Annotated in this window: 15 protein-coding genes, 1 tRNA gene, 1 pseudogene and 1 riboswitch; of the genes and pseudogenes, 2 read left to right on the top strand and 15 right to left on the bottom strand. The window is 65.4% G+C overall.

The window, feature by feature from the left end; all coding sequences use genetic code 11:
• Positions 1-6: 6 nt before the first annotated feature.
• From VGI62_RS19665 to VGI62_RS19710, 10 genes are all read right to left on the bottom strand, one after another.
• Positions 7-1,485: a tetratricopeptide repeat-containing sulfotransferase family protein gene (locus VGI62_RS19665; protein ID WP_331506264.1), complete on the bottom strand. Its 1,479-nt coding sequence runs from the start codon at positions 1,483-1,485 to the stop codon at positions 7-9.
• 115 nt (positions 1,486-1,600) lie between these two features.
• Entirely contained in the window at positions 1,601-4,327 is a 2,727-nt protein-coding gene (locus VGI62_RS19670; RefSeq protein WP_331506265.1) for a TonB-dependent receptor, read from the bottom strand.
• 182 nt (positions 4,328-4,509) lie between these two features.
• Entirely contained in the window at positions 4,510-4,920 is a 411-nt protein-coding gene (locus VGI62_RS19675) for an MliC family protein (RefSeq protein WP_331506266.1), read from the bottom strand.
• Positions 4,917-5,645 (bottom strand): dienelactone hydrolase family protein, encoded by a 729-nt coding sequence (locus VGI62_RS19680; RefSeq protein ID WP_331506267.1) that lies wholly within the window; start codon positions 5,643-5,645, stop codon positions 4,917-4,919. The genes VGI62_RS19675 and VGI62_RS19680 overlap by 4 nt, the downstream gene beginning before the upstream one ends.
• The gene (locus VGI62_RS19685; RefSeq protein WP_331506268.1) at positions 5,642-6,076 is read right to left on the bottom strand and encodes a GFA family protein; all 435 of its coding nucleotides are present in this window, start codon (positions 6,074-6,076) and stop codon (positions 5,642-5,644) included. Before VGI62_RS19685 ends, VGI62_RS19680 begins: the two co-directional genes overlap by 4 nt.
• Positions 6,077-6,089: 13 nt before the next feature.
• Complete coding sequence (locus tag VGI62_RS19690; protein ID WP_331506269.1) at positions 6,090-8,018, bottom strand: flavin-containing monooxygenase; 1,929 nt, start codon at positions 8,016-8,018, stop codon at positions 6,090-6,092.
• 87 nt (positions 8,019-8,105) lie between these two features.
• Positions 8,106-9,014: an aldo/keto reductase gene (locus tag VGI62_RS19695; RefSeq protein WP_331506270.1), complete on the bottom strand. Its 909-nt coding sequence runs from the start codon at positions 9,012-9,014 to the stop codon at positions 8,106-8,108.
• 6 nt (positions 9,015-9,020) lie between these two features.
• Positions 9,021-10,430 (bottom strand): peptide MFS transporter, encoded by a 1,410-nt coding sequence (locus tag VGI62_RS19700; RefSeq protein WP_331506271.1) that lies wholly within the window; start codon positions 10,428-10,430, stop codon positions 9,021-9,023.
• 64 nt (positions 10,431-10,494) lie between these two features.
• Positions 10,495-11,358 carry an alpha/beta hydrolase gene (locus VGI62_RS19705; protein ID WP_331506272.1) on the bottom strand — a complete coding sequence of 288 codons (864 nt, stop codon included), beginning with the start codon at positions 11,356-11,358 and terminating at the stop codon, positions 10,495-10,497.
• A 133-nt stretch (positions 11,359-11,491) separates the two neighbouring features.
• Positions 11,492-12,823 carry a lipopolysaccharide biosynthesis protein gene (locus VGI62_RS19710; RefSeq protein ID WP_331506273.1) on the bottom strand — a complete coding sequence of 444 codons (1,332 nt, stop codon included), beginning with the start codon at positions 12,821-12,823 and terminating at the stop codon, positions 11,492-11,494.
• 103 nt (positions 12,824-12,926) lie between these two features.
• Between VGI62_RS19710 and VGI62_RS19715 the strand changes: the two genes are divergently transcribed.
• Positions 12,927-14,519: a CoA transferase gene (locus VGI62_RS19715; protein ID WP_331506274.1), complete on the top strand. Its 1,593-nt coding sequence runs from the start codon at positions 12,927-12,929 to the stop codon at positions 14,517-14,519.
• Between the two features lie 5 nt (positions 14,520-14,524).
• Positions 14,525-15,874 (top strand): carbohydrate porin, encoded by a 1,350-nt coding sequence (locus VGI62_RS19720; RefSeq protein ID WP_331506275.1) that lies wholly within the window; start codon positions 14,525-14,527, stop codon positions 15,872-15,874.
• 391 nt (positions 15,875-16,265) lie between these two features.
• Here the strand turns inward: VGI62_RS19720 and VGI62_RS19725 are convergent.
• The 5 genes and pseudogenes from VGI62_RS19725 to VGI62_RS19745 all read right to left on the bottom strand — a co-directional run.
• Positions 16,266-16,342, bottom strand: a tRNA-Val gene (locus VGI62_RS19725).
• Positions 16,343-16,358: 16 nt separating this feature from the next.
• Complete coding sequence (locus VGI62_RS19730) at positions 16,359-16,931, bottom strand: TMEM165/GDT1 family protein (RefSeq protein WP_331506280.1); 573 nt, start codon at positions 16,929-16,931, stop codon at positions 16,359-16,361.
• Between the two features lie 57 nt (positions 16,932-16,988).
• Positions 16,989-17,133: riboswitch (yybP-ykoY riboswitch) on the bottom strand.
• 84 nt (positions 17,134-17,217) lie between these two features.
• Positions 17,218-17,613 carry an HU family DNA-binding protein gene (locus VGI62_RS19735; protein ID WP_331506276.1) on the bottom strand — a complete coding sequence of 132 codons (396 nt, stop codon included), beginning with the start codon at positions 17,611-17,613 and terminating at the stop codon, positions 17,218-17,220.
• A 35-nt stretch (positions 17,614-17,648) separates the two neighbouring features.
• Positions 17,649-20,042 carry an endopeptidase La gene (lon, locus tag VGI62_RS19740; protein WP_331506277.1) on the bottom strand — a complete coding sequence of 798 codons (2,394 nt, stop codon included), beginning with the start codon at positions 20,040-20,042 and terminating at the stop codon, positions 17,649-17,651.
• 268 nt (positions 20,043-20,310) lie between these two features.
• A pseudogene (locus VGI62_RS19745) lies at positions 20,311-20,450 on the bottom strand (ATP-dependent Clp protease ATP-binding subunit ClpX); the annotation flags it as partial.

Here is a 20,450-nt window from a genome sequence, read left to right on the forward strand (position 1 = left end):
CCCTTCTCAGCTGGGCGGGCTGGCCAGGTCGCCCAGCGCGGCGACCAGCGGCTGGAGATCTTCGGCGTGGCGGCGCCAACGCTGCACGGAGCTTCGGTAGATCGGACGCCTCACCTGCGTCGCGCTCGACGTTCGCACCGCCGCCGCCTGCTCGAAGAACCGCAGGCAAGCCGGGTCCCAATCGAGGCCTGCGCTTTCTGTGACCAGCGCCAGGATCTTTCGCTCGGGATCGGCGACCAGATCGTCATAGGCCACGTCGACGACGCGGGCCGGCAGCACCACGCGCCAATGATCCATCAGCCGGCGGTAGCGACGATATTCCGCAGCGATGTCGGCAAGGTCATAGAGCGTCTCGTTGCCGCTGACGAAAAGCTGCCGGTAGCAGGCGAAACAAACGTCCATCGCATCACGGTCGCTGTGGAGGATGAGCGCGCGCGGAAACATCAGATGGATCGCGCCGACGTGGAGGTAATTCTCCAACGTCTTGTCGACGAATCGCGAGGCGCCATCCCAGCCACGCCGCCGCATCGCGGTCAGATAGCGAGCGCCGAGGTCACGAAAACCGGCTGCGGTGTCCGGATAGCCCGCCGCCAGCAACTCGGGCAGCACGCCGGTTTCACCGAGCCCTTGAACGTCAGGATGGCTGGATAGGATCTGCTCGATGAGTGTCGAACCTGAGCGCGGCATGCCGACAACGAAGATCGGAGCGCTCGAGCCGCTCGCCCTCCCCCCCAGCCTGGCAAGGAACATCGGGCTAAACAGGTCCCGGACATAGCGCGCCGCGGCTTCATTGGCGTCTGCGACAGCGCCAGGTTGCGAGGCTCCGGCCAGGCCCGCGCGCTTCAAACGGTTGCCCTCGGCGTAGGCGCGGAAGGCTTCGTCATGAAGTCCGCGGGCTTCGAGCACATCGCCCAGGCCGAAGAGCAGACCTGTGCGCGTCCCGGCCTCCATGTCCTCGTCAGCCGCCGCCTGCCGCATCCAGGCCAGTTCGCTTTCGTCGATCGCGCCGGCGTCCAGCAGGGCGATGCGGGTCAGGGCCGCCCAGCGCTGCCCCGGATCGCGGGCCAGCACCCGATGCTGGGCGATCGCCTCCTCGGGGCGGCCGAGGATCGCCAGCGCGACGGCCAGGGCGGCGCGGGTATCGGTCGCCTCGGGACGCAACGCCGTGGCGCGGCTATAGGCGTGCGCGGCCTCGGACCAGGCCCCAAGCTGCTGGCAGACAGCGCCCAGGTTATGTTGCGCCGCCACCAGGCCAGGCTCGCGGGCGACCACGGCCTCGAGCCTCTGGCGAGCCCGCGCCAGACGCCCCTTCCCGATATCGATTACAGCCAGCGAATAGGCCGCCCGCACGTCCTCGGGCGCCTCGCGTTCGACGCTTCGGTAGATCTGGGCCGCGGCGTCAACGCGGCCGGCCCTGAAATGCGCTGCAGCCTCGTCCAGGCGACGCGAACGCCCAGCCGCATCGCCCGGCTGGGTCGTGGGCAAAGGTACGCCGCCGCTTGTCATGGCATCGATGGTAGGCGCCCGCCCGGCGGTGCGCCAGTGCGCGAACGGCGCGCCCGTGCCGGGCGCGCCGCCTGAAGCCTCAGTGAAGGGGCCTCTAGTGGAAGCGGTACTGGAACTCGATACCGTAGGTCCGGGGCGCGATCAGGCTCGGGTTGAACGTAATCGGACCGGGTGTCAGGGGCTGTGTCGGCGCCAGCAGGAGCGAGCCGCCCGCCCCGTCGTAGCCCACCTTGTCGAAGGCGTTGTTGACGAAAGCGATGACCGAGTAGTTGTTGTTGGAACCGGACCAAGTGAGACGGAAGTCGGCTTCGTCATAGGATGGTGCGCGCGAATACGGCCGGTTGAACAGAGTGCCGTAGGTCACATCCTTCCAGACATAGGTGCCTGAGAGGGTCAGCTTCCCGGGATCGAACGTCCAGGTGTAGAGCGCATTCGCCGAGAACTTGTTCGGCGGGGCTTCGGGCAGTTGCTGGCCCTTGAGGTTCTGCACCTTCACTGCCGAGCCCTGGACGCAGCCGGTCGTGTTCGCGCCCGGCAAAACAGCCGTCGGGTCGATGGTGTCCTCGATGCAGGCGCCGGCGTCGTTCACCTTTGCGCTGAGGTGCGAGTACTGGAAGCTCAGGTCGAACGCGTCGGTCGGGCGCCAATTGCCTTCGATCTCGAAGCCGCTCACGTGGACCGACTTCAGGTTGAAGAGCTGGGCGGAGATCAGCCCTTGGGCATTCTGGACGCTCAACGGGATCTGGTCGTTCTTGTAGTCGTAGAAGAACGCTGCGGCGTTGAGCTGGAACACCCGTTCGAAGGTCCTCTTCAGCCCGATTTCGTAGGCGTCCACGGTCTCCTTGTCGGTTGAGGGGTTGGGCGCAATGGTGAAGGTCGAAAAGCCGCCGGCTTTATAGCCCCGGCTGTACTTGGCGTAGACCAAGGTGTCGTGGTCCGGTGTCCAGTCGAGGTCGGCATCGCCGGTCCAGGCCGACCAGGTTTCGTCAAGGTTGCGCTCATAATTGCCGGTCGCGGCGTTCAGGACTGCCAGGCCCGCGCCCTTGTAGGTGGTCGTGGTCGTGGCGCCGACCGCGATCGTGCTGAAATCGAGGCCAGGCGTGTTGGCGCCGAAACTGGTCGACTGAAAGCCCGGGATGGTGTCGAACTCTTCGAAACGCCACAGTTGACGCCCGTGCTTCTTGTCCTCGGTGTAGCGAAGGCCTGCGGTCAGCTTCCACTCGTCGTTGAACTTGTAGCTGCCCTGCCCGAAGCCGGCGTAGGATTCGTAGGTCAGGAACGTGTCGGAAGTCGAGATCGCGCTCGCCGGATTTGCGGGCGTCGCAATCAAGGCTCCGTTCGCGCCGATCGCAAACGGATGCGCCAACTGGGTCTGGTTCGGCATCACGCCCGCCCAGACCGGCTGCTCGTAACTTTCATGATAATAGTAGAGGCCGGCAATCCACTGGAACGGTCCGCCGCTCGTCGAGATCAGGTCAAACTCGTGGCTCTGGAATTCATCCATCTCCACAAAATGAGTCCAGTCTGGCGACGGATTGATCGCCAACGGCTGGGTGCAGCCAGCCGTGCTGAGGCCTTGGGTCGCGGCGTTCAGACCGCAGAGAAAGCCCACTGAGGGCGCGCCTGCGAGGGAATAGGTCTTCAGGCCTGCGTCGATCGATCCTGTGAAATTGAGCTGGTAGTTGAACTTCTGGTAACCGCCCAGATAGGTCAGATCGACGCTTGGGGCGTGGTAGGTCCACTGGGTCGCGAGCGATATGTCGGCGCGTTGCTTGTTCGTCGAGGGCGCCGACTGGATGAAGACGCGCGGGTCGGCGGTGCTGGGGTTGTTGCCCGGAAACTGGTTGGCGGTGAAGGCGCCTGCCGGTGTCACGCTGACGACCGCAGGCCCGGTGGCGCAGCCGGGATTGGCGGCGGCCACGCCGGCGATCCCACACAGGCCGTAGAAGCTGCTCGGCGAAAAGGTGCCGTTCAGCTGGAAGTTGGTCGGGATGGCCCCTTGCTGCGCAACCGTGTGGTAGTTGGTGTAGTAGAGGCCGCTGGAGACCATGCCCCAGGCGTCGAGATGTTCGCCGATGTTGGCGTCGAGTTGGGCTTCCCAGTACTGGGTCCGTCCGCTGTTACCCTGCGGTCCGGTGCCCCCAACGCGCTCACCGCTTGAGAGGTTCTGGAAAAAGCCGCCGTTTTCCTGGGTGTAGTTGCCGCCAACCCTGAAGCGCACGCTGTCGTTGATCGGGCCGGAGACCACGGCCTCGGCGAAACCTTTGTCATAGTTGGCGAAGCCCACGCGGCCTTCGGCGAAGAAGTCCTTGGTCGGCTTTTTGGAGACGTAGTTGATGGTGCCGCCATCGGAATTGGCGCCGTGCAGTGTGTTCTGCGGACCCCGATCGACTTCGATCGTGTCGATGAACATGTCCGAGTGCTGCAGAATAGTGGTGGCGTTCGCGCCGTCGTAGATGCCGTTGTAATAGATCGCCACGGCCGAGGCGACGGCGAGGTTGTCGGTGTTGCGGCCTACGCCGCGCAGATAGGGCCGGTTGGCGATCGCGTTGTAGTGCAGGCCAGGTGTGAAGTTGGTGAGGTCCTGGATCGACTCGATCCCGATCAGCGAACGCTGTTCGGCGCTGAAGGCGGTGACGGCCACCGGCACGTCCTGCAGCCTTTGCTCGCGACGCTCGGCCGTGACGACCAATTCCGAAACATTGGACGCCGCCGATGTGTCAGCCGGCGCAGCTGCCGGCGCTGCGTAGGCCTGAATTCCGTAAAGACTTGCGGCCGCGGCCATAGCCGTACCGGCACAGAGATAGCTCCGCTTACTCATTCCCCAGTCCTCCCATTTGCGTTCCGGCTCAGCTCTGATGGCTAAGTCCTGATGGAACAGTAGGCAGTGGTGCCTAGAGGGAGCCTAAGCCGCCGTGCTCACGCTTGGCAAGGACGTGCGTCTCAGTATGGAAATATTAGAGCAACGCTAGGGCAAGCTGGCCACAGTCGGGCCTCCGGGCCCTACGACTTGACCGCCGTCGACGGCCGGGCCGCTCCATGTGAACGGGGTCCTCCAGTCTCGGCGGAGCAGGCTAGACCTGGATCGCTGGCGATCGACTCATCGGGTTTCAGGGCCGAAATCGTCGCGGCGGCCCCCTTTACCCACCATTGCAGGCCGTAGCCCGTATAGCGGGCGCCGCTCGCCGAGACCTCCTTCGTCAGGGTGTAGGCGTGATCCTTGTAGGTGACGACCGCCGTGCTCGGGTCTGGGTAGCCCGCCACGATGACCTGTCCGTCGACGCAGCGATAGGTGGTCACTCCAGGCCGGGGATTGACCGGCCCTTCGGCGGGAAGCGCCGCAGGCTCACGTTCAGCGACGCGCCGTTCGCAGCCAGCGAGCGCCAACATCAATAGCGGCAATACGCATTTCATGCGTCGATCGTGCCGAGCGCCTCGTCAAACAGGTCAAGCATTGCCACCCAGGTCCGGCGGTCGGTTTCGGCGTGATAGGTGAACCCCGCCATGCCGAGTTCGCCGACTCCCGGGTTGGTGAAGCTGTGGCCGGCGCCGCCAAAGACGTACATCCGCCAGTCGACGCCGCCGTCAGTCATCTCCTGCTCAAAGGCGTGGCGTTGCGCGGCCGGGATGATGGGGTCGAGCGCGCCGATGCAGGTCAACACCTTGGCGCGGATGGCCTTGGCGTCCTGAGGCCGCGTCGTGCCAAGCCCGGAGTGAAAGCCCACGACCGCTTTGAGGTCGGCGCCGCTGCGGGCGAGCTCGAGCACAGTCGTGCCCCCGAAGCAGTAGCCGATCGCCGCCAGCTTGCCAGGATCGCACTCCGCTTGTCGGGCCAGGACCGCAAGTGCTTCAGCGGCCCGGGCGCGGATCGTCGCGGGCTCGGCCATGAACGCCTCAATGCGTGGCATCACCTGGCTTCGGTCAGCAAGCGGCTTGCCGTCGCCAAAGTAGTCCATGGCGAAGGCGACATAGCCCAGCTCAGCCAGCCGCCGGGCGATTTGTTTGGTGAGTTCGACAAGGCCCCCGCCCTCGGGGGCCACCAAGACGCCAGGACGCTTTCCGGTCCGCGTGTCATCAACGGCCAGGTAACCGACGAGACGCGCCCCGTCGGCATGATATTCGATGTCCTCAGTCTTCATTGGGCCCCCGAGGGAGGCGCCATCGGCGGCATTCTCGGGAAGCGCGGCAAGCCCTCGTGCATCAAGTGCCAGGGTTTGGCGGAGACTGTGTAGAGATGCAGGTTCGGGGCAAGGCTGGCGGAGTCGTCCAACGCACCTAGCTTCACCGGCAGGATCGGAGACTCCGAGCCGAGACCGGACCAGAGGGGCGTCCCGCACTCAACGCAGAATGCGCGCCCGACGTCGGCGCCGCTGTCGGCTCTGGACCTGTAGACTTTGGCCTCACCCTTGGTGACCTCAAAGGCGTCCCGGGGCACGATGGCGGAGTAGGACGGACCCCCGCCTGAAGCCTTTTGGCAGTCGAGGCAGTGGCAGACGCCCACGCCCATGGGAGGCGCGGTGATCTTGAATCGCACTTTGCCGCAGGCGCAGCCGCCAGTAATCTCGGTCATCGGCCAATCCCTCTCAGGCCACCGGTTCACGCTGCTTGGTCAGGGTGAAGTCATCGGGGTTGGGAGCAAGGGTGGCGCGCCAGTAGTCGATCAGGCCGAAGGGCCAGTTCTGACTCACACGGCCAAACTCGTTCTTGTACCAGCTGCTGACGTTTTCGGACCCCCAGGCCCAGCCGCGATTGGCCTCGTCAACGCGGATGTTGAACGTGTCATGGACATCGGGCTTCGGCTCCATGGCCTTGGCGCCCGTCTCCGCCAGCAGCCGGATGGCGCCGACGATGTAACGCACCGCACACTCAGAGAAGAAGATGATCGAGCCGTTCACGACGATGTTGGTGTTGGGCCCATAGATCATGAAGAAGTTCGGGAACCCCGGAACGGTCATGCCGAGATAGGCGCGCGCATCCCCCGCCCAGGTCTGGTGCAGATCCCGCCCTCCGCGCCCCGCGACCTTCAGGCCGGACAAGAACTTCGAGGCGGTGAAGCCTGTGCCGTAGATCAGCACATCCACTTCATGCTCCACGCCATCGGCGGTGACGACGCCCTTGGGCGTAATCTTGGTGATGGACTGGGTGATGAGTTCAACATTCGGCCGCTTCAGCGCGCCGATCCAGACGCCGTTGTCCAGAACCGCCCGTTTGCCGCCCACCGGGTAGGTCGGGACGACGTGGGGGAGCAGGTCGGGGCGATCTTCAACCTGTGCGGCGAGCGCGCCGGCCGCCATCTCCCGCAGCATCAGGTTCGCCTCGCCCACCGCGACCGGCGGCCCGTCCCAGCCCTCGTCGGCCTTGACCATCGGCAGGAAGCCCTCGGTGGTCATCCAGAAGAGCCAGAAGCGGTACCACTTGTCATAGTATGGAACGTGCTCGAGCAGCCATTTCACGCCCTCCGGCACATCCTCATGATAGTGCGGCACGGGTAGCCCCCAAGGCGGGGTCCGCTGGAAGACCTTGAGGTTCGCCACCTTCGGCGCGATTTCCGGGACGAACTGATAGGCGGAGGCGCCGGTGCCAATCACGGCCACGCGCTTGCCTGACAGATCCACGTCGTGGCGCCACTCGGCCGAATGGAAAGCCGGGCCCTCGAAGGTTCCGACACCCTCGATCTGTGGAATGCGCGGCTTGTTGAGCTGGCCCACCGCGGTGATGACCGCATTGGCCTCGACGATCTCGGTCCGCCCGTCCTTGCCGCGCAGCTCCACGCGCCAGAGCGAGCGGACTTCGTCCCACGTCAAGGTTTCGGCGCGCGTTTCGAATCGGATGTGCTTCTTCAGATCATATTTTGCAGCTACACCACGGAAATATTTCAGCAATTCTGGTTGCGGCGAGAAGTGCTGAGGCCACGCGTGGTTGGGCTCGAATGAGTAGCTGTACATGTGGTTGGAGTTATCGACCCGACACCCCGGGTAGGTGTTCACCAGCCAGGTCCCACCCACATCAGGATTGGACTCCACGATCTCGAACGGCACGCCAGCCTGTGACAGGCGTACGCCCGTCAGGATTCCGGACATGCCCGCGCCGATCACCAGCACCTTCAGCTGGCGCGCCGCGGCCTTGAGCTGCGGCTGCTCGAACTGCGGGTCCTTGCTGCTCTTGCCGGAGATCGCCAGTTCATCGATCAGGAAATCGGCATAGGTCTCCGGGATCGGCGCGCCGGCTACGAAGTCGATCATCCGGCGAAGTGTCGGAATGTCGGGACTCGCTGTTTTCACCGAGCCGCCTGAGAGGAAGGACTCGATGGCCGCCTTGGCCCGGCGTCGGATATCGGCCATCACGTCTTCCGGCAGCCCGGGGTCGCCTCGCGAAATCGGCGTGTAGGTCGGCGTCCATTCCGGCTTCAGCCAACTGGCGTCGCCTGTCATGTGCACCATAGCCGCAACCAGGGCCGGCAAGTGTGCGGCCTCGAGGGCTTCGTCGAGGTCGATGTCGGCGGCGTCGCCCATGGTCGTTTCCCGGTGTGTTATCGTTGTTCAGCACCATGACTCCGCGCGACGGCGGCTGTCATCCTGAAAGCCACCTTCGCTGGACGCCTATCGCTGCTGCACACGAATGCGGGCCATCACCTCAGTCGGGATCTCCATCCCGGATGCGGCGAGATTCTCGGCCAGATGCGCCAGGCGCGTGGTGCCGATTACGGCGCAGGAGACGTCGCGACTGGCAAGGACGTAGGCCAGGGCGGCTTGCGGACCGGTCATTCCGGCCAGATGGTTGAGGAACTTGAAACGGGCGCCCTCCCGAACTTCGCGCGGATGCCGAATGAGGCCGCGGGCGGCATACCATAGGTCTTGTGGGCCACGCAGGCTGGCGACCTTGAGGCCCGTATGCCCCATGGCCATAGCCATGCCCGCCAGGACCCCCTTCCCGGCCGCCGCGGCTCGCTCGATCAGCGGTTCGCGCTCGGGCCGCAGCACGTTGTAGTCGACCATCACCGCGTCGAGCTCCGGTAGGCCGATGGCATGCTCGATGACGGCCGGATCGAAGCTATTGACGCCCAGCGCGCGCACAAGTCCCCTCGCCTTCAGGCCGCTCAGCGCCGCGCGCAACTCGTCGGTCAGCTCGGCGATGGCAGGGCCATGAAGCTGCAACAGGCCAAGCTCGCTCAAACCCAGGTTGCGCAGGCTCCGCTCGGCGCTGGCGACGACCGCGGCTGGTGAGAAGTCCCGGCCGACCTTGCCCCCATCGGCGATGGTGCCGGCCTTGGTGGCCACGACCAGCTTCGAGATGTCTTTCCCCTTGAGCGCCCGACCAAGCCTTGGCTCGGCCTGGCCGGCGGAATAGCTGGAGCCGGTGTCGAAGAAGGTCACTCCGCCATCGAGAGCGGCATGCACCAGGCCGATCGCCTTGGCCTCCGGAAACTGTGGCTTGCCCCACCAGCTCGCCGCCCCCAAGCCAATCTCGGAGACGCTCGAGCCCGACTGACCAAGCGGGCGATAGAGCATGGGCGGCTACGGGAATTCGGCGGCGTCGGCGGCCACGAAGTCGGGCTCCTGCACCTTTCCGGCCAACACGCTGCCGAACAACATGCGGACAAAGAAGAACACCACGCCAGCGCCGGTCACCAGGGCTGCATGCATCAGCCAAAATTGCGTGGGTGGCATCTTGTCGAGCAACCCGCCCAGCCAGCCCACTGCGAGGTTCGCGGCGAAGAGGTGGAGGTAGTAGATGCCGACGATCGTCCCGGCGAGCGCGGCGGGCGCTGCGCGCACAAAAAGCGCCAGGCCGACGGGCAGCACGTTGGCGAAGCCGATGTCATTCAGCAGGTGGAACGCAAGCAGCCAGCCCATCGAGACCTTTTGGCCCGTGCTGGCGGCGAGCGCCGAACCCAGGGCCAGGCAAGCGACGCCGGCGCCGCTGAACAGGCAGCCGATGACGATCTTGCCTAGTTCGTCGGGTTCCTTGAAACGGGTTTTCCAGATCCGCCAGAACACCACCATCGCGGCCAGGGTCGCGACGGAGACAATGGAATCCACCGAGACCAGCCACGTGGTCAGGATCGGTTGGCCGAACAGCGTCCGATCGACGCTCTTGTCGGCCCAGATCAGGTAGGCGTTGAAGATCTGGTTGTTGCCGACGATCGAGGCGGCCAGGACCGGCAGAAGACCGACTAAGAGGATCATCGAGCGCCATTCCTGAGCCGTGAGCGGAACGCGCGCGAGCTTCTGCTGCTTCTTTCTGATCGGCGGGTCGGGCGGAAGATATTTGCGGCCGCTGAGGTAGATCACCAGCGAGATCAGCATGCCGACGCCGGCTGCGCCGAAGCCGTAGTGCCACGCCACCTTTTCTCCCAGCGTCCCGGTGATCAACGGGGCCACGATCACGCCGGCGTTGATACCCAGGTAGAAAATCTGGAAGGCGTCCGCGCGTCGCAGGTCGTCGGGCCGATAGAGCGAGCCGACCTGGGTGGCTATGTTTCCCTTAAAGCACCCGGAGCCCACCATCAGGCAGAGGAGCGCGATCAGGAAGGAAGCGTCGAAGGCCATGAGGAAGTGGCCGAGCGCCATGAGGCACGCGCCCAGGATGATGGTGCGGGTTCGACCCAACCAGCCATCGGCTATCAGTCCGCCCAGGCTGGGCGTCAAATAGACCAGTGCGGTGTAGAGCCCAAAGATCGCCGAAGCTATCGCCACGATCGTCATCGGCTGACCGCGCGACAGGATCGCGTGGAGCTGGGGAAACCCAAGGATGTTTTCGACATGCCCGGGCAACAGCAGCTGCTTGGTCAGATAGAGAACGAGGAGCGTCTGCATGCCGTAGTAGGAGAAGCGCTCCCAGGCTTCGGTGAAGGCCAGGAACGCCAGCCCCTTGGGATGGCCCATGAACCAACGGTCGTTGGCGTCGACGGCGGCGGCGGTCATGGAATCCTCCCCAGGGCCCGCAGGTTAGGCACGAAACTCCAGCTCTTTGAAAGCTGTGAGAGGTTTAGTGCGTAAGCCCCTTCATCTCCCGGTCAAGTATGCCGTTGATCGCGGCCCACGCGCGCGTCGTGGGAATCACCAGGTCGAAGTGGCCGGCGTCCGGTAGGACGACCACCTCAGCAGCATCGCCCGCCTTGCGCGCCTTTTCCGCGTAGTCCCTGCCGATGTAAGGCGGCAAGACGTGATCGTAGACGCCGTGGACCAGCACCACCTTTACCCCGATTGGCAGCAATTCGGCCGGTGAGGTGTCAACGAACGGGGCCTTGCGGCGCTTCGTGCCCACGAGGCGCTCGATGGTGTCGGCGCCGCAGGGTAGCGCGAACGCCGGGCCCTGGCCCTCCAGGTCGCCGATCCCGCCCAGGCTGATCACCGCAGCGATCCGGAGGGGCTTGGCGGTGCGCAACGGACTTCCTGTGGGCAGCTTCGCGCGGCTGGCGGCCCATAGCGCGAGATGGCCGCCAGCCGAGTGGCCGACAGCTACGACGCGGCGCAAGTCGAGGTCGCGCTTGGGCGCCTCGACGTACAACCGGTCGACGGCTGTGGCGACGTCCTCGAAGGTCCCGGGGTAGCCGGCCCCAGGCTCGCCCAGCTTTCGGTATTCCACGTTCCAGACCGCATAACCGCGCGCGGCCAGGTCGGCCGCGATGGCGCTGGTCTGCGCGAAGCCCTCCAGGTGCTTCTGGAAGCAGCCGCCGTGCAACAGCACGACGACAGGATGGAGACCTCCGCCTTTGGGAAGGAACAGCTCAACGACCTGCGAGGGCGCGGAGCCGTAATGGATCGTCGCATCCGCCTCGTGGCGCGGCTGCTTCATGTAGTCGTCGAGCGACGCCGGTTCGGCGTGGCCGGCGCTACCAGCCTTCAGCATCACCACCCCCCCTACAGGCCGCTAGCCCACTCTCGGCGCAAGCGCCCTTTCCCTCTGGCGCTGGCCAACTTCGCCCAGTCGGCTCGCCGGGTCCGGGCCGGACACCGTGAGTATGATGGTGAGCGCAGTCAGGCTACAACTCGTCTCCGCATTTTGAGCCACGCTGTTGGCAATCCGGCCTGGGCGCCGCTGAATTTACGTGCGCCCCTTGGCCTTCGATGGCCTGGTGCGCCATCAAGGCGAACGCCCCGTACATCCCGATCGTCGAGACCGCGTAAGCGATCGCCGCGCCCGTCGCACCGAAGCGGGGGACGAGCAGCAGCAGGAGCAACACCTGCGCCGCCGCCCCGCAGGCGACGGTCACGAAAGTCGCCCGGTTGCGCCGGCTGAACTTGAGGTAGGTCGGCGACAGCGCGAACAGCATCGAGACCGCGGTCGCCACGGCCAGGATGCGCAATGGCGCTGTTCCGTCCGCCACGAACTCTGGACGGAAGAGCGCGAGCAGCGGCCGGGTCCAGATGAAGGCCGCCAGGATGAAGACGGCGATGACCGGCGCGAGCCACCACAGGCGCTGGCGTCTCAGCGTGATGACGGCGTCGAACTCCCGTCGTTCGAGCAGGATGGACAGGCGCCGGGCGTAGGCGCGGTTGGTGGCGGTCACCAGGACCAGCGCCAGGCTCGCCGTCGCCATCGCCGCAGCATAGGCTCCCACCGCAGCCGAAGACGGCTGCAGGCGGTCCAGCGAGATCACCCCGGCCTGCGCCATCAGCCCAAGCGCGATCCGGTAGACCCAGAAGGGCCTCGCCTCGGCCGCCCAACGTGCCCCTTCGGCGAGCGGCGGCGCGCTCCAGACCTGCGCGGGGAGAGCGCGCCGCAGTTCGGCGGCCAGCAAGGCGAGCGCGGATACCCAGCCGACGCCCCAGCAGGCCGCGGCGACGGCGCCGGTGAGCGGAAGAGTAATGGCGCTGGCCAGACCGAACGCCGCCAAGGTGACCGCCGGCGCGGCCGCTCGAAAGGCCACGGCCGCACGGATTTCGCGTCCCGCCGCGCTCAAGGTCTCGAAGGCGAAGTGGACAAGGGCGCCGATGGGTGTGACCAGGCAGCTGGCCAGAACGGCCAGGCGGACGCCAGGCGGGATCGACGGCAACCTGCCGGCCAGGGCGGCCACGATCACGCCGGCAAGCAGCGCCCCCCAAAGCGTCCGGCGAAATCCGAAGCGCACAAACCCGCGCGCTCGCGGCCAGTCTTCGCGCTCGATGAGCACCGGCAGAAGCCGCAGCCCGTACTTCTCCAGGCCCTGCGGCGCGACGTTGGCCATGAGGATGAAGGCCGATGCCGCGACCGCATAGGCCTCGAACTCGGCGACGCCCAGGCGTCGCGCCAGGACGACGGACAGGACGTAGGCGATCGCCTGTCCCGCGACAGCAAGAACCGCCAGCAATTCAGGCCGATCCCGCCAGCTCAATATCGCGTCTCCCTTCAGAGGCGATCCGGGTTTCACCCGGCTTCAACGCGCGCGACTGCGGGCCACTATCCGCCCGCGACCTTCACTGGATCACAGGTGAGGAATGTCTACGAGCCGCCGAGAGGTCATCCAGGGCGCCGGGGCCCTCGCTACCGGCGCCGGCCTGGCGATTAATTTCACGTCAGCGGCCCAAGCACAGCCCGGCGCGGCCTTCGACATCAACAGCGTCTTTGCCACATTCATGCGCGATCTTGGCGGCGGACCGGCCGATGGCGGTGGCTCCGTGACCTTCACCGGCCAGGACCCCATCGTGCGCAGCCACTTCCGTATCGGCGCCTGTATGGCGGTGCCGGCGATGGCCGCGGCGGTTGGCGCGGCGGCGGTCTGGCGCGAGCGCACAGGCCAGGGCCAGGACGCTCGGGTCGATCTGCGTGAGGCGGTTTACAACACCATGCCGTTGATCGCGCTGATCATGATGAAGAAAAGGGCGCTCGGCCTCTTCGACGCCGAGGACCCGATCCCCGAAAGCTTCACCTTCAAGCCGACGGTCAATGGGCTGCTGCCCCAGGCGCCACTGCTCTGGGGCAATCCGCTGTCGTTCGCGAGCTTCCAGACCAAGGATGCGCGCTGGGTGACGCCCACCGGGCTCTACCCGCAACACCTCAACGGCTTCCTGAACATCGTAAAGGCCAGTCCCAGCAAGGAGGCGATCACCGCGGCGATCAAGACCTGGAACGCCGCCGACCTAGACGAGGCGGTCGCCAAGGCGGGGATGGTGATGGGCGTGCACCGCACCGCGGCGGAGTGGGCGCAGCAGCCAGAGGGCATGCATCTGGCCACGCGGCCAGTGATCGATATCGTCAAGATCGGCGACGGGCCGCCGGTTCCCTTCAAGCCCCAGCCCTCTCAGCCACTGTCTGGGGTGAAGGTGCTCTCGCTGACGCATGTGATCGCCGGCAGCACCGCGGCCAGGACACTGGCGGAGAATGGCGCGGACGTCTTACACATCGCGCGCGATCAGGCCTTCGAGCACGAGGCGATCGTGATCGATGTCAACGTGGGCATGAGGTCGAGCTTCGTCGACCTGCGCAATCCGGCCCAGAAGCAGAACTTCGAGGCCGTTCTGCTGCCCCAGGCCGACGTTTTCATCGAGGGGTTCCGCGGCCGATCGATGGAGCGGCTGGGCTTCGGGGTCGAACAGGTCGCCGCGCGGCGACCTGGGATCATCTACTGCTCGGTCCGATGCTACAGCTGGGACGGGCCATGGAAGGACCGCGCCGGGTTCGATATGGAGGCGCTCACCGTTTCCGGCTTCACCCTGGCTGAGGGCGCGGGTCAGCGCCCGCGTTTCCCGCCGACCATGGTTCTGAACGACTACATCGCCGGCTATCTGGGAGCGGCGGGGATCATCTCGGCGCTGCGGCGACGGGCGCGGGAGGGCGGCAGCTATCATGTGCGGATCAGCCTGACGCGCGCGGCGATGTGGTTCGCCAGCCTCGGGCGGTTTCCGGACACGAACTTCGACGCCACCTTGCCGGATCATCAAATGATCGATCCCGAGACGCTCCAGGCGCAGACCCCGTATGGCGAGGTGCGTCGGCTGGCTCCGCAGGTGAAGCTCTCGAAAACTCCTGGCCGATGGCGCAGCCCGCTCGTCGCCGTGCGCGGCGGCGATCGGCAGAGCTGGGAGGCTTGAGGCGGATGTCCAGGCTCCAGCTTCGCATCGCCTCCGCGCTGCTCGCGTTGCTAGGCGCGCCAGTGGCCCGGGCGGCAGGGCCTCCGGTTGCCCAGGCCCTTGCCCCACCCGACAGCGCGCCGGAGAGCGCCACGCAGCCCAGCGTTCAGGCGGCCGAGCCAAAGGTCCCTGCGGGAGGCCGAGCCGACCTCTTGGACACCACCTTATCGGTCGAGGGTGATCTGGCCGACAGCGACGCGCCACGGAGTTCCTGGCTGCGGCGCGACACCGCGCTGGCGCCTTGGTTCGCCTGGAAGCAGGGGCTGCAGCAGAGCACGGGCCTGGGGGTCGGTGGCTCTTGGGGGCTGTTATGGCAGAACTATTCCAGCAGCCAGTTCGGCGCACGTGACGCGGTCGGCAGCAAGGTGACCATCAATCTGTCCTATGGCATCGCCAACCGCGGCGAACCGAACGCGCTAACCTTCGACATGGCCGTCGAAGATCGCCGACCGGCGGGCACCGACCGGGCGCCGCTGCAGGCCGGCATCGCCGCCGGCTCGGCGGTGCCGACGGCCGCCACCTGGGGCGAGTTCGACCTCGGCGTCACTCAGGCCTACATCCGCCAGAACCTCGCCGACAACCATTTCCAGTACGCAGTCGGCAAGCTGTTCGCGCCCAACTTCGTCGACGCCTATCCATTCTTCGACGACAACCGGCAGTTCCTCAGCCTGGCGTTCTCGACAAGCCCGACCATCGCCGTCCCCCTGCGCGGTTTCGGCCTGGTCGGCGCCGCCTTCCCGACCGACGGCGGGCTCTACCTGAAGGGCGGGATGTTCACCGCGCTCAGCGACGATACCGGCTGGACGGTCGACAACTTCTTCAACAAAGACGAGCACTTCTACTTCTTCGAAACCGGCTGGAGCGGGCTGGCCGGCATGGGCGTGCCGATCCAGGGCCGCGGGCCAACCGATCGCGACAACTTCCACATTACGACCTGGTACCGCGACCCGTTGAGCGACGGCAGCCCGCGGGCCTACGGCGTGGCGGCCAACGCCAACTTCATGATCGGCGAGAACAACATGTGGTTCTTGCGCGGGGGCTGGTCTGAGGGCTGGCTCGCCAATTGGGCGTTGAGCGGCGGGCTTGGCCACCGGCCGGCAAACCATCCGTCAGACCTCTTCGGGGTCGCGTTCGGCTGGGTCGAGCCATCCAACAAGCTGCTCGATCCGCAATACACTGGGGAGCTCTTCTATCGCTTCCACGTCACCCAGAACCTGGCCTTTACGCCGGACTTCCAGATCATCTTCAATCCATCGCTGGCGCCGACCCGGGGCAATATCATCGTCCTCAGCATGCGCGGCCGCGTGACCTTCTAACGTCGCGGGCGGGTCGCCTCAGGATGAGATGGCTGCGGACAGTCATCCGCTGATTTCGCTCCACATTTTCCACGAGTTAATCACTGACTCGTGCTTGGGAGCTTCCGGAGTTGTGATGGCTGCCCGCGCGCTGTCGCGTCCGGTGCGCCGCCACAGTCGGGCGCTTCGCCAATTCCGAGGCGGGGCATGTCGCGGCAAGTGCGCCCATGGACGTTGCGATTGGGGCATCCGCCATCGACCGGCGTCACCGGCCCCGCCCTGGGTGGACTTCACGAAAACTGGGCGCTTTGTGGGGCGGCGGAATTTGCCGTTCTAGCGCCGTTCTACGTGGAGTCTGGAGGGACGCCGGCCTGGCGTGGCCGTTATAACCTCCAGATTTACCTGAGAGATTTGGTGGGCGGCGAGGGATTCGAACCCCCGACCCTCTCGGTGTAAACGAGATGCTCTAACCAACTGAGCTAGCCGCCCTCCAAGCTTTTGGGTTCTAGACCAGGTGGAACGCCGCAAGAAGCACCCAAACACCGATCAGGGCGAAGATCGACGCGGCCGCGATCCGCACAAACTTGAGCGGTACGATCTTAGTGGCCGCCTCCCCCAGCAAGACGGCGGGCACATCGGCGATCATCATGCCGAGCGTCGTGCCCAGGGCGACCAACAGGATCTGATGATAGCGCGCGGCCAGAAGTGAGGTCGCGATCTGCGTCTTGTCGCCGATTTCCACCAGGAAGAAGGTGATCAGCGTCGTCAGGAAGATGCCGCCTCGGCCGACCGCCTTCAGTTCATCATCCATCTTATCGGGGATCAGCGCCCAGCCGGCCATGGCGATGAAGGAGACACCGACAACAACGCGGAAGACCTGGCCGGAAAGCCAGGCCGAGACGTAGTAGCCGATGCTCGCGGCAAGCAGGTGATTGAGCACGGTCGCACACAGGATCCCCAGGATGATCGGCACGGGCTTGCGGAACTTAGCCGCCAGCACAATCGCCAGGAGCTGGGTCTTGTCGCCGATCTCGCCGATCGCGACGACGGCCGTGGAGGTGAAGAACGGTTCGAGGATCAAGGACTGACTTCCAGGGCGCGAGACATACGACGACGCGGACCTCCGCCGGCCCAAGAGCCGGAGGTCGCATCGTCGGTCTCACCAATCCGGACCCGATCAGGCCCGCCGTCCGCGCCATGCGCTCCATCGCAAGATGTAGACGCAAGTCTGTTGACGCGGACTTCGCTGAAGCGAACGGCTACTCCCCGAAGACGCAGGTTCCTAGCGCGCGGCCCGGTTGCGAGGCAACGAAAAAGGCGGTCGGCGCGCGCTCGCCGCCTTTTTGCGAGCGATAGGCCGCAGATCAGTTGTTCAACGCGTCTTTGAGCGCATCGCCCACGCGGAAGCGGCAGGTCTGCGAGGCCTTGCGCTTCACCATCTCCCCGGTCCGCGGATTACGCGCCGTCCCCGCCGGTCGTTTGATCGGAACGAAACTCCCGAACCCCACCAGCCGGACTTCCCTGCCGGCTTTCAGCGAACTCGCGACCGAAGCAATGAAGGCGTCCAGCGCCTCCTTGGCCTGCGCCTTGTTCAAGCCCGCCTTGTCGGCCATTTCCGCGACGAGTTCGGCCTTCGTCATGTGCGTTCTCCCAGCCCCAGCTCTTGTGTGTACTCGGGAGGGGTCCCCGGCGCCCCTCACCTCTTGCCGATTAACGCCCGTCCAAGCGGCACCGTCAAACGAGAGCGGCGCGGGAATCATCCCGCGCCGCCCAATGACACAAGAATTGATCGGACTTAGTGCGTGAGCACCGCCTCCAGATCGCCGTCGTCAGGGACCGAGACGGCCGGCGCGTCAGCCTCCGACCACTCGATGGCCACCGGCGCGCGCGTGAGCGCATGAGCCAGCACCTCATCCATCGTGGAGATCGGGATGATCTTCATCTCGGACTTCACGTTGTCCGGGATGTCAGCCAGGTCCTTCTCGTTCTCCTGCGGGATCAGCACGGTTTTGACGCCGGACCGCAGCGCAGCGAGCAGCTTCTCCTTCAAGCCGCCGATCGCTGTGACCCGCCCGCGCAAGGTGACCTCGCCGGTCATGGCGATGTCCTTCTTGATCGGGATGCCCGTCAGCACCGAGACGATGGCTGTCGCCATGGCCGCGCCCGCCGAAGGTCCGTCCTTGGGGGTGGCTCCGTCCGGCACGTGAATGTGGACGTCGGTCCGCTCGAAGCTCGGCGGCTCGATGCCGAACTTGGTGGCCCGGCTGCGCACATAGCTGTTCGCCGCCGAAATCGACTCCTTCATGACGTCCTTCAAGTTGCCGGTCACCGTCATGCGGCCCTTGCCGGGCATCTTGACCGCTTCAATGGTCAGGATGTCGCCGCCAAAGTCGGTGTAGGCCAAGCCAGTGATGATCCCGACCTGGTCTTCGGTGTCCATCTCGCCGTACTTGTACTTCCGCACGCCCGCGTACTTGGCCAGGCGCTCGTCATCGATGGTGATCGACAGCACGTTCTCACGCGCGAGGTCGCGCACCGTCTTGCGGGCCAGGTTGCCGAGTTCCCGCTCAAGCGAACGCACGCCGCTTTCGCGCGTGTAGTAGCGGATCAGGTCGCGCACCGCCTGGTCGGGGACGATGAACTCCTCCGGCTTAAGCCCATGGTCCTTGGTCAGCTTGGCCAGGATGTGCCGCTTGGCGATCTCCACTTTCTCGTCCTCGGTGTAACCGGGGATGCGGATGATCTCCATGCGGTCCAGCAGCGGCTGGGGCATGTTCAGGCTGTTGGCCGTGGTGACGAACATCACCGGAGACAGGTCGTAGTCGACCTCCAGGTAGTGGTCGTTGAAGGTCGAGTTCTGCGCCGGATCCAGCACCTCGAGCAGCGCCGAAGACGGGTCGCCCCGCCAGTCCGAACCCATCTTGTCGATCTCGTCCAGGAGGAAGAAAGCGTTGGTCGACTTGGCCTTCTTCATCGACTGGATGATCTTGCCGGGCATCGAGCCGATGTAGGTCCGCCGGTGACCGCGGATCTCGGCCTCGTCACGAACGCCGCCCAATGAGACCCGCACGAACTCGCGGCCCGTCGCCTTGGCGATCGAGCGGCCCAGGGAGGTCTTGCCGACCCCGGGCGGGCCCACGAGGCAGAGAATCGGGCCCTTGAGCGAACCCACGCGGCTTTGAACCGCCAGGTACTCCAAGATCCGTTCCTTGACCTTCTCCAGGCCGTAGTGGTCGCCTTCGAGGATGTCCTCGGCCTTCTGCAGGTCGATAGGCTTGATCTTGGCTTTGCCCCACGGGATCGATAGCAGCCAGTCGAGGTAATTCCGCACGACGGTGGATTCCGCCGACATCGGACTCATGTTGCGTAGCTTCTTGAGCTCACTCTCGGCCTTGGCGCGGGCTTCCTTGGAAAGCTTGACCTTCTTGATGCGCTTCTCAAGCTCCAGGAGCTCATCGCGCTGGTCGTCCTGCTCGCCCAGCTCGCGCTGGATCGCCTTCATCTGCTCGTTCAGATAGTACTCGCGCTGGGTCTTCTCCATCTGGCGCTTGACGCGCGAGCGGATCTTCTTCTCGACCTGCAGGACGCTGATCTCGCCCTCCATCAGGGCGTAGACCTTCTCCAGACGCTTCACGACGTTGAAGATCTCGAGCAGGGCCTGCTTGTGGGCGATCTTCACCGACAGGTGCCCGGCGATGCTGTCCGCCAGCTTGCCCGGTTCGGCGATCTGGGGGATCGACGCCAGGGCCTCCGGCGGGACCTTCTTGTTGAGCTTGATGTAGTTCTCGAACTGCTCGACCACGGCGCGCGACAGGGCCTCGGCCTCGTGAGCCTGGCCGCCCTCCTCGTCCACGGTCTCGACCTGGGCCTGGTAGAACTCGGCCTGGTCGGTGAAGTTCAGGATCCGGCCGCGCGACTTGCCTTCGACCAGCACCTTGACGGTGCCGTCGGGCAGCTTGAGCAGCTGAAGAACCGTGGCGATGACGCCGATATCGTAGATGGCGCTGGGCGCCGGATCGTCGTCGGACGAGTTCTTCTGGGTCGCCAGCAGGATCTGCTTGTCGGTCTTCATCACCTCTTCGAGGGCGCGCACGGATTTGTCGCGGCCCACGAACAGCGGGACGACCATGTGCGGGAACACAACGATGTCCCGCAGAGGCAGCACTGGCAGGATTTTGATCTCAGACATGATGCACTCCAAAGGGCCGCGCATTGGCTTGCGCTGACCCGCCCGGACGGCTTGTCCGGCGAACGACGCCGGAAGACCGCCTGGACCCGCCCGGTTGGGCGGCCATTCGGTCCCTAATGTGGCGCGCGATTGCAAACGTGCAAGCGGCGCGGCCGTTCGATCCCCAGGAACCTACTCGCGGCGCCTGGCCGGCGGCCAGGACTCCCCCAAGCAAAAACCCCGGGCCATGCCGGGGTTCCGCCAGAATTCAGCTCTGCAACACCGGTCCTCAGCTCGCCTGGGCCGGGCCCTTGTCGCCGCGGCGCTCGGCGTAGATCAGCAGAGGCTGGGCGCGGCCTTCGATGACCTCGCCGTTGACCACCACTTCTTCCACGCCCTGGTAGGTCGGCAGCTCGAACATGGTTTCGA

The sequence above is a fragment of the Phenylobacterium sp. genome, from assembly GCF_036495085.1.
Lineage (GTDB): Bacteria > Pseudomonadota > Alphaproteobacteria > Caulobacterales > Caulobacteraceae > Phenylobacterium.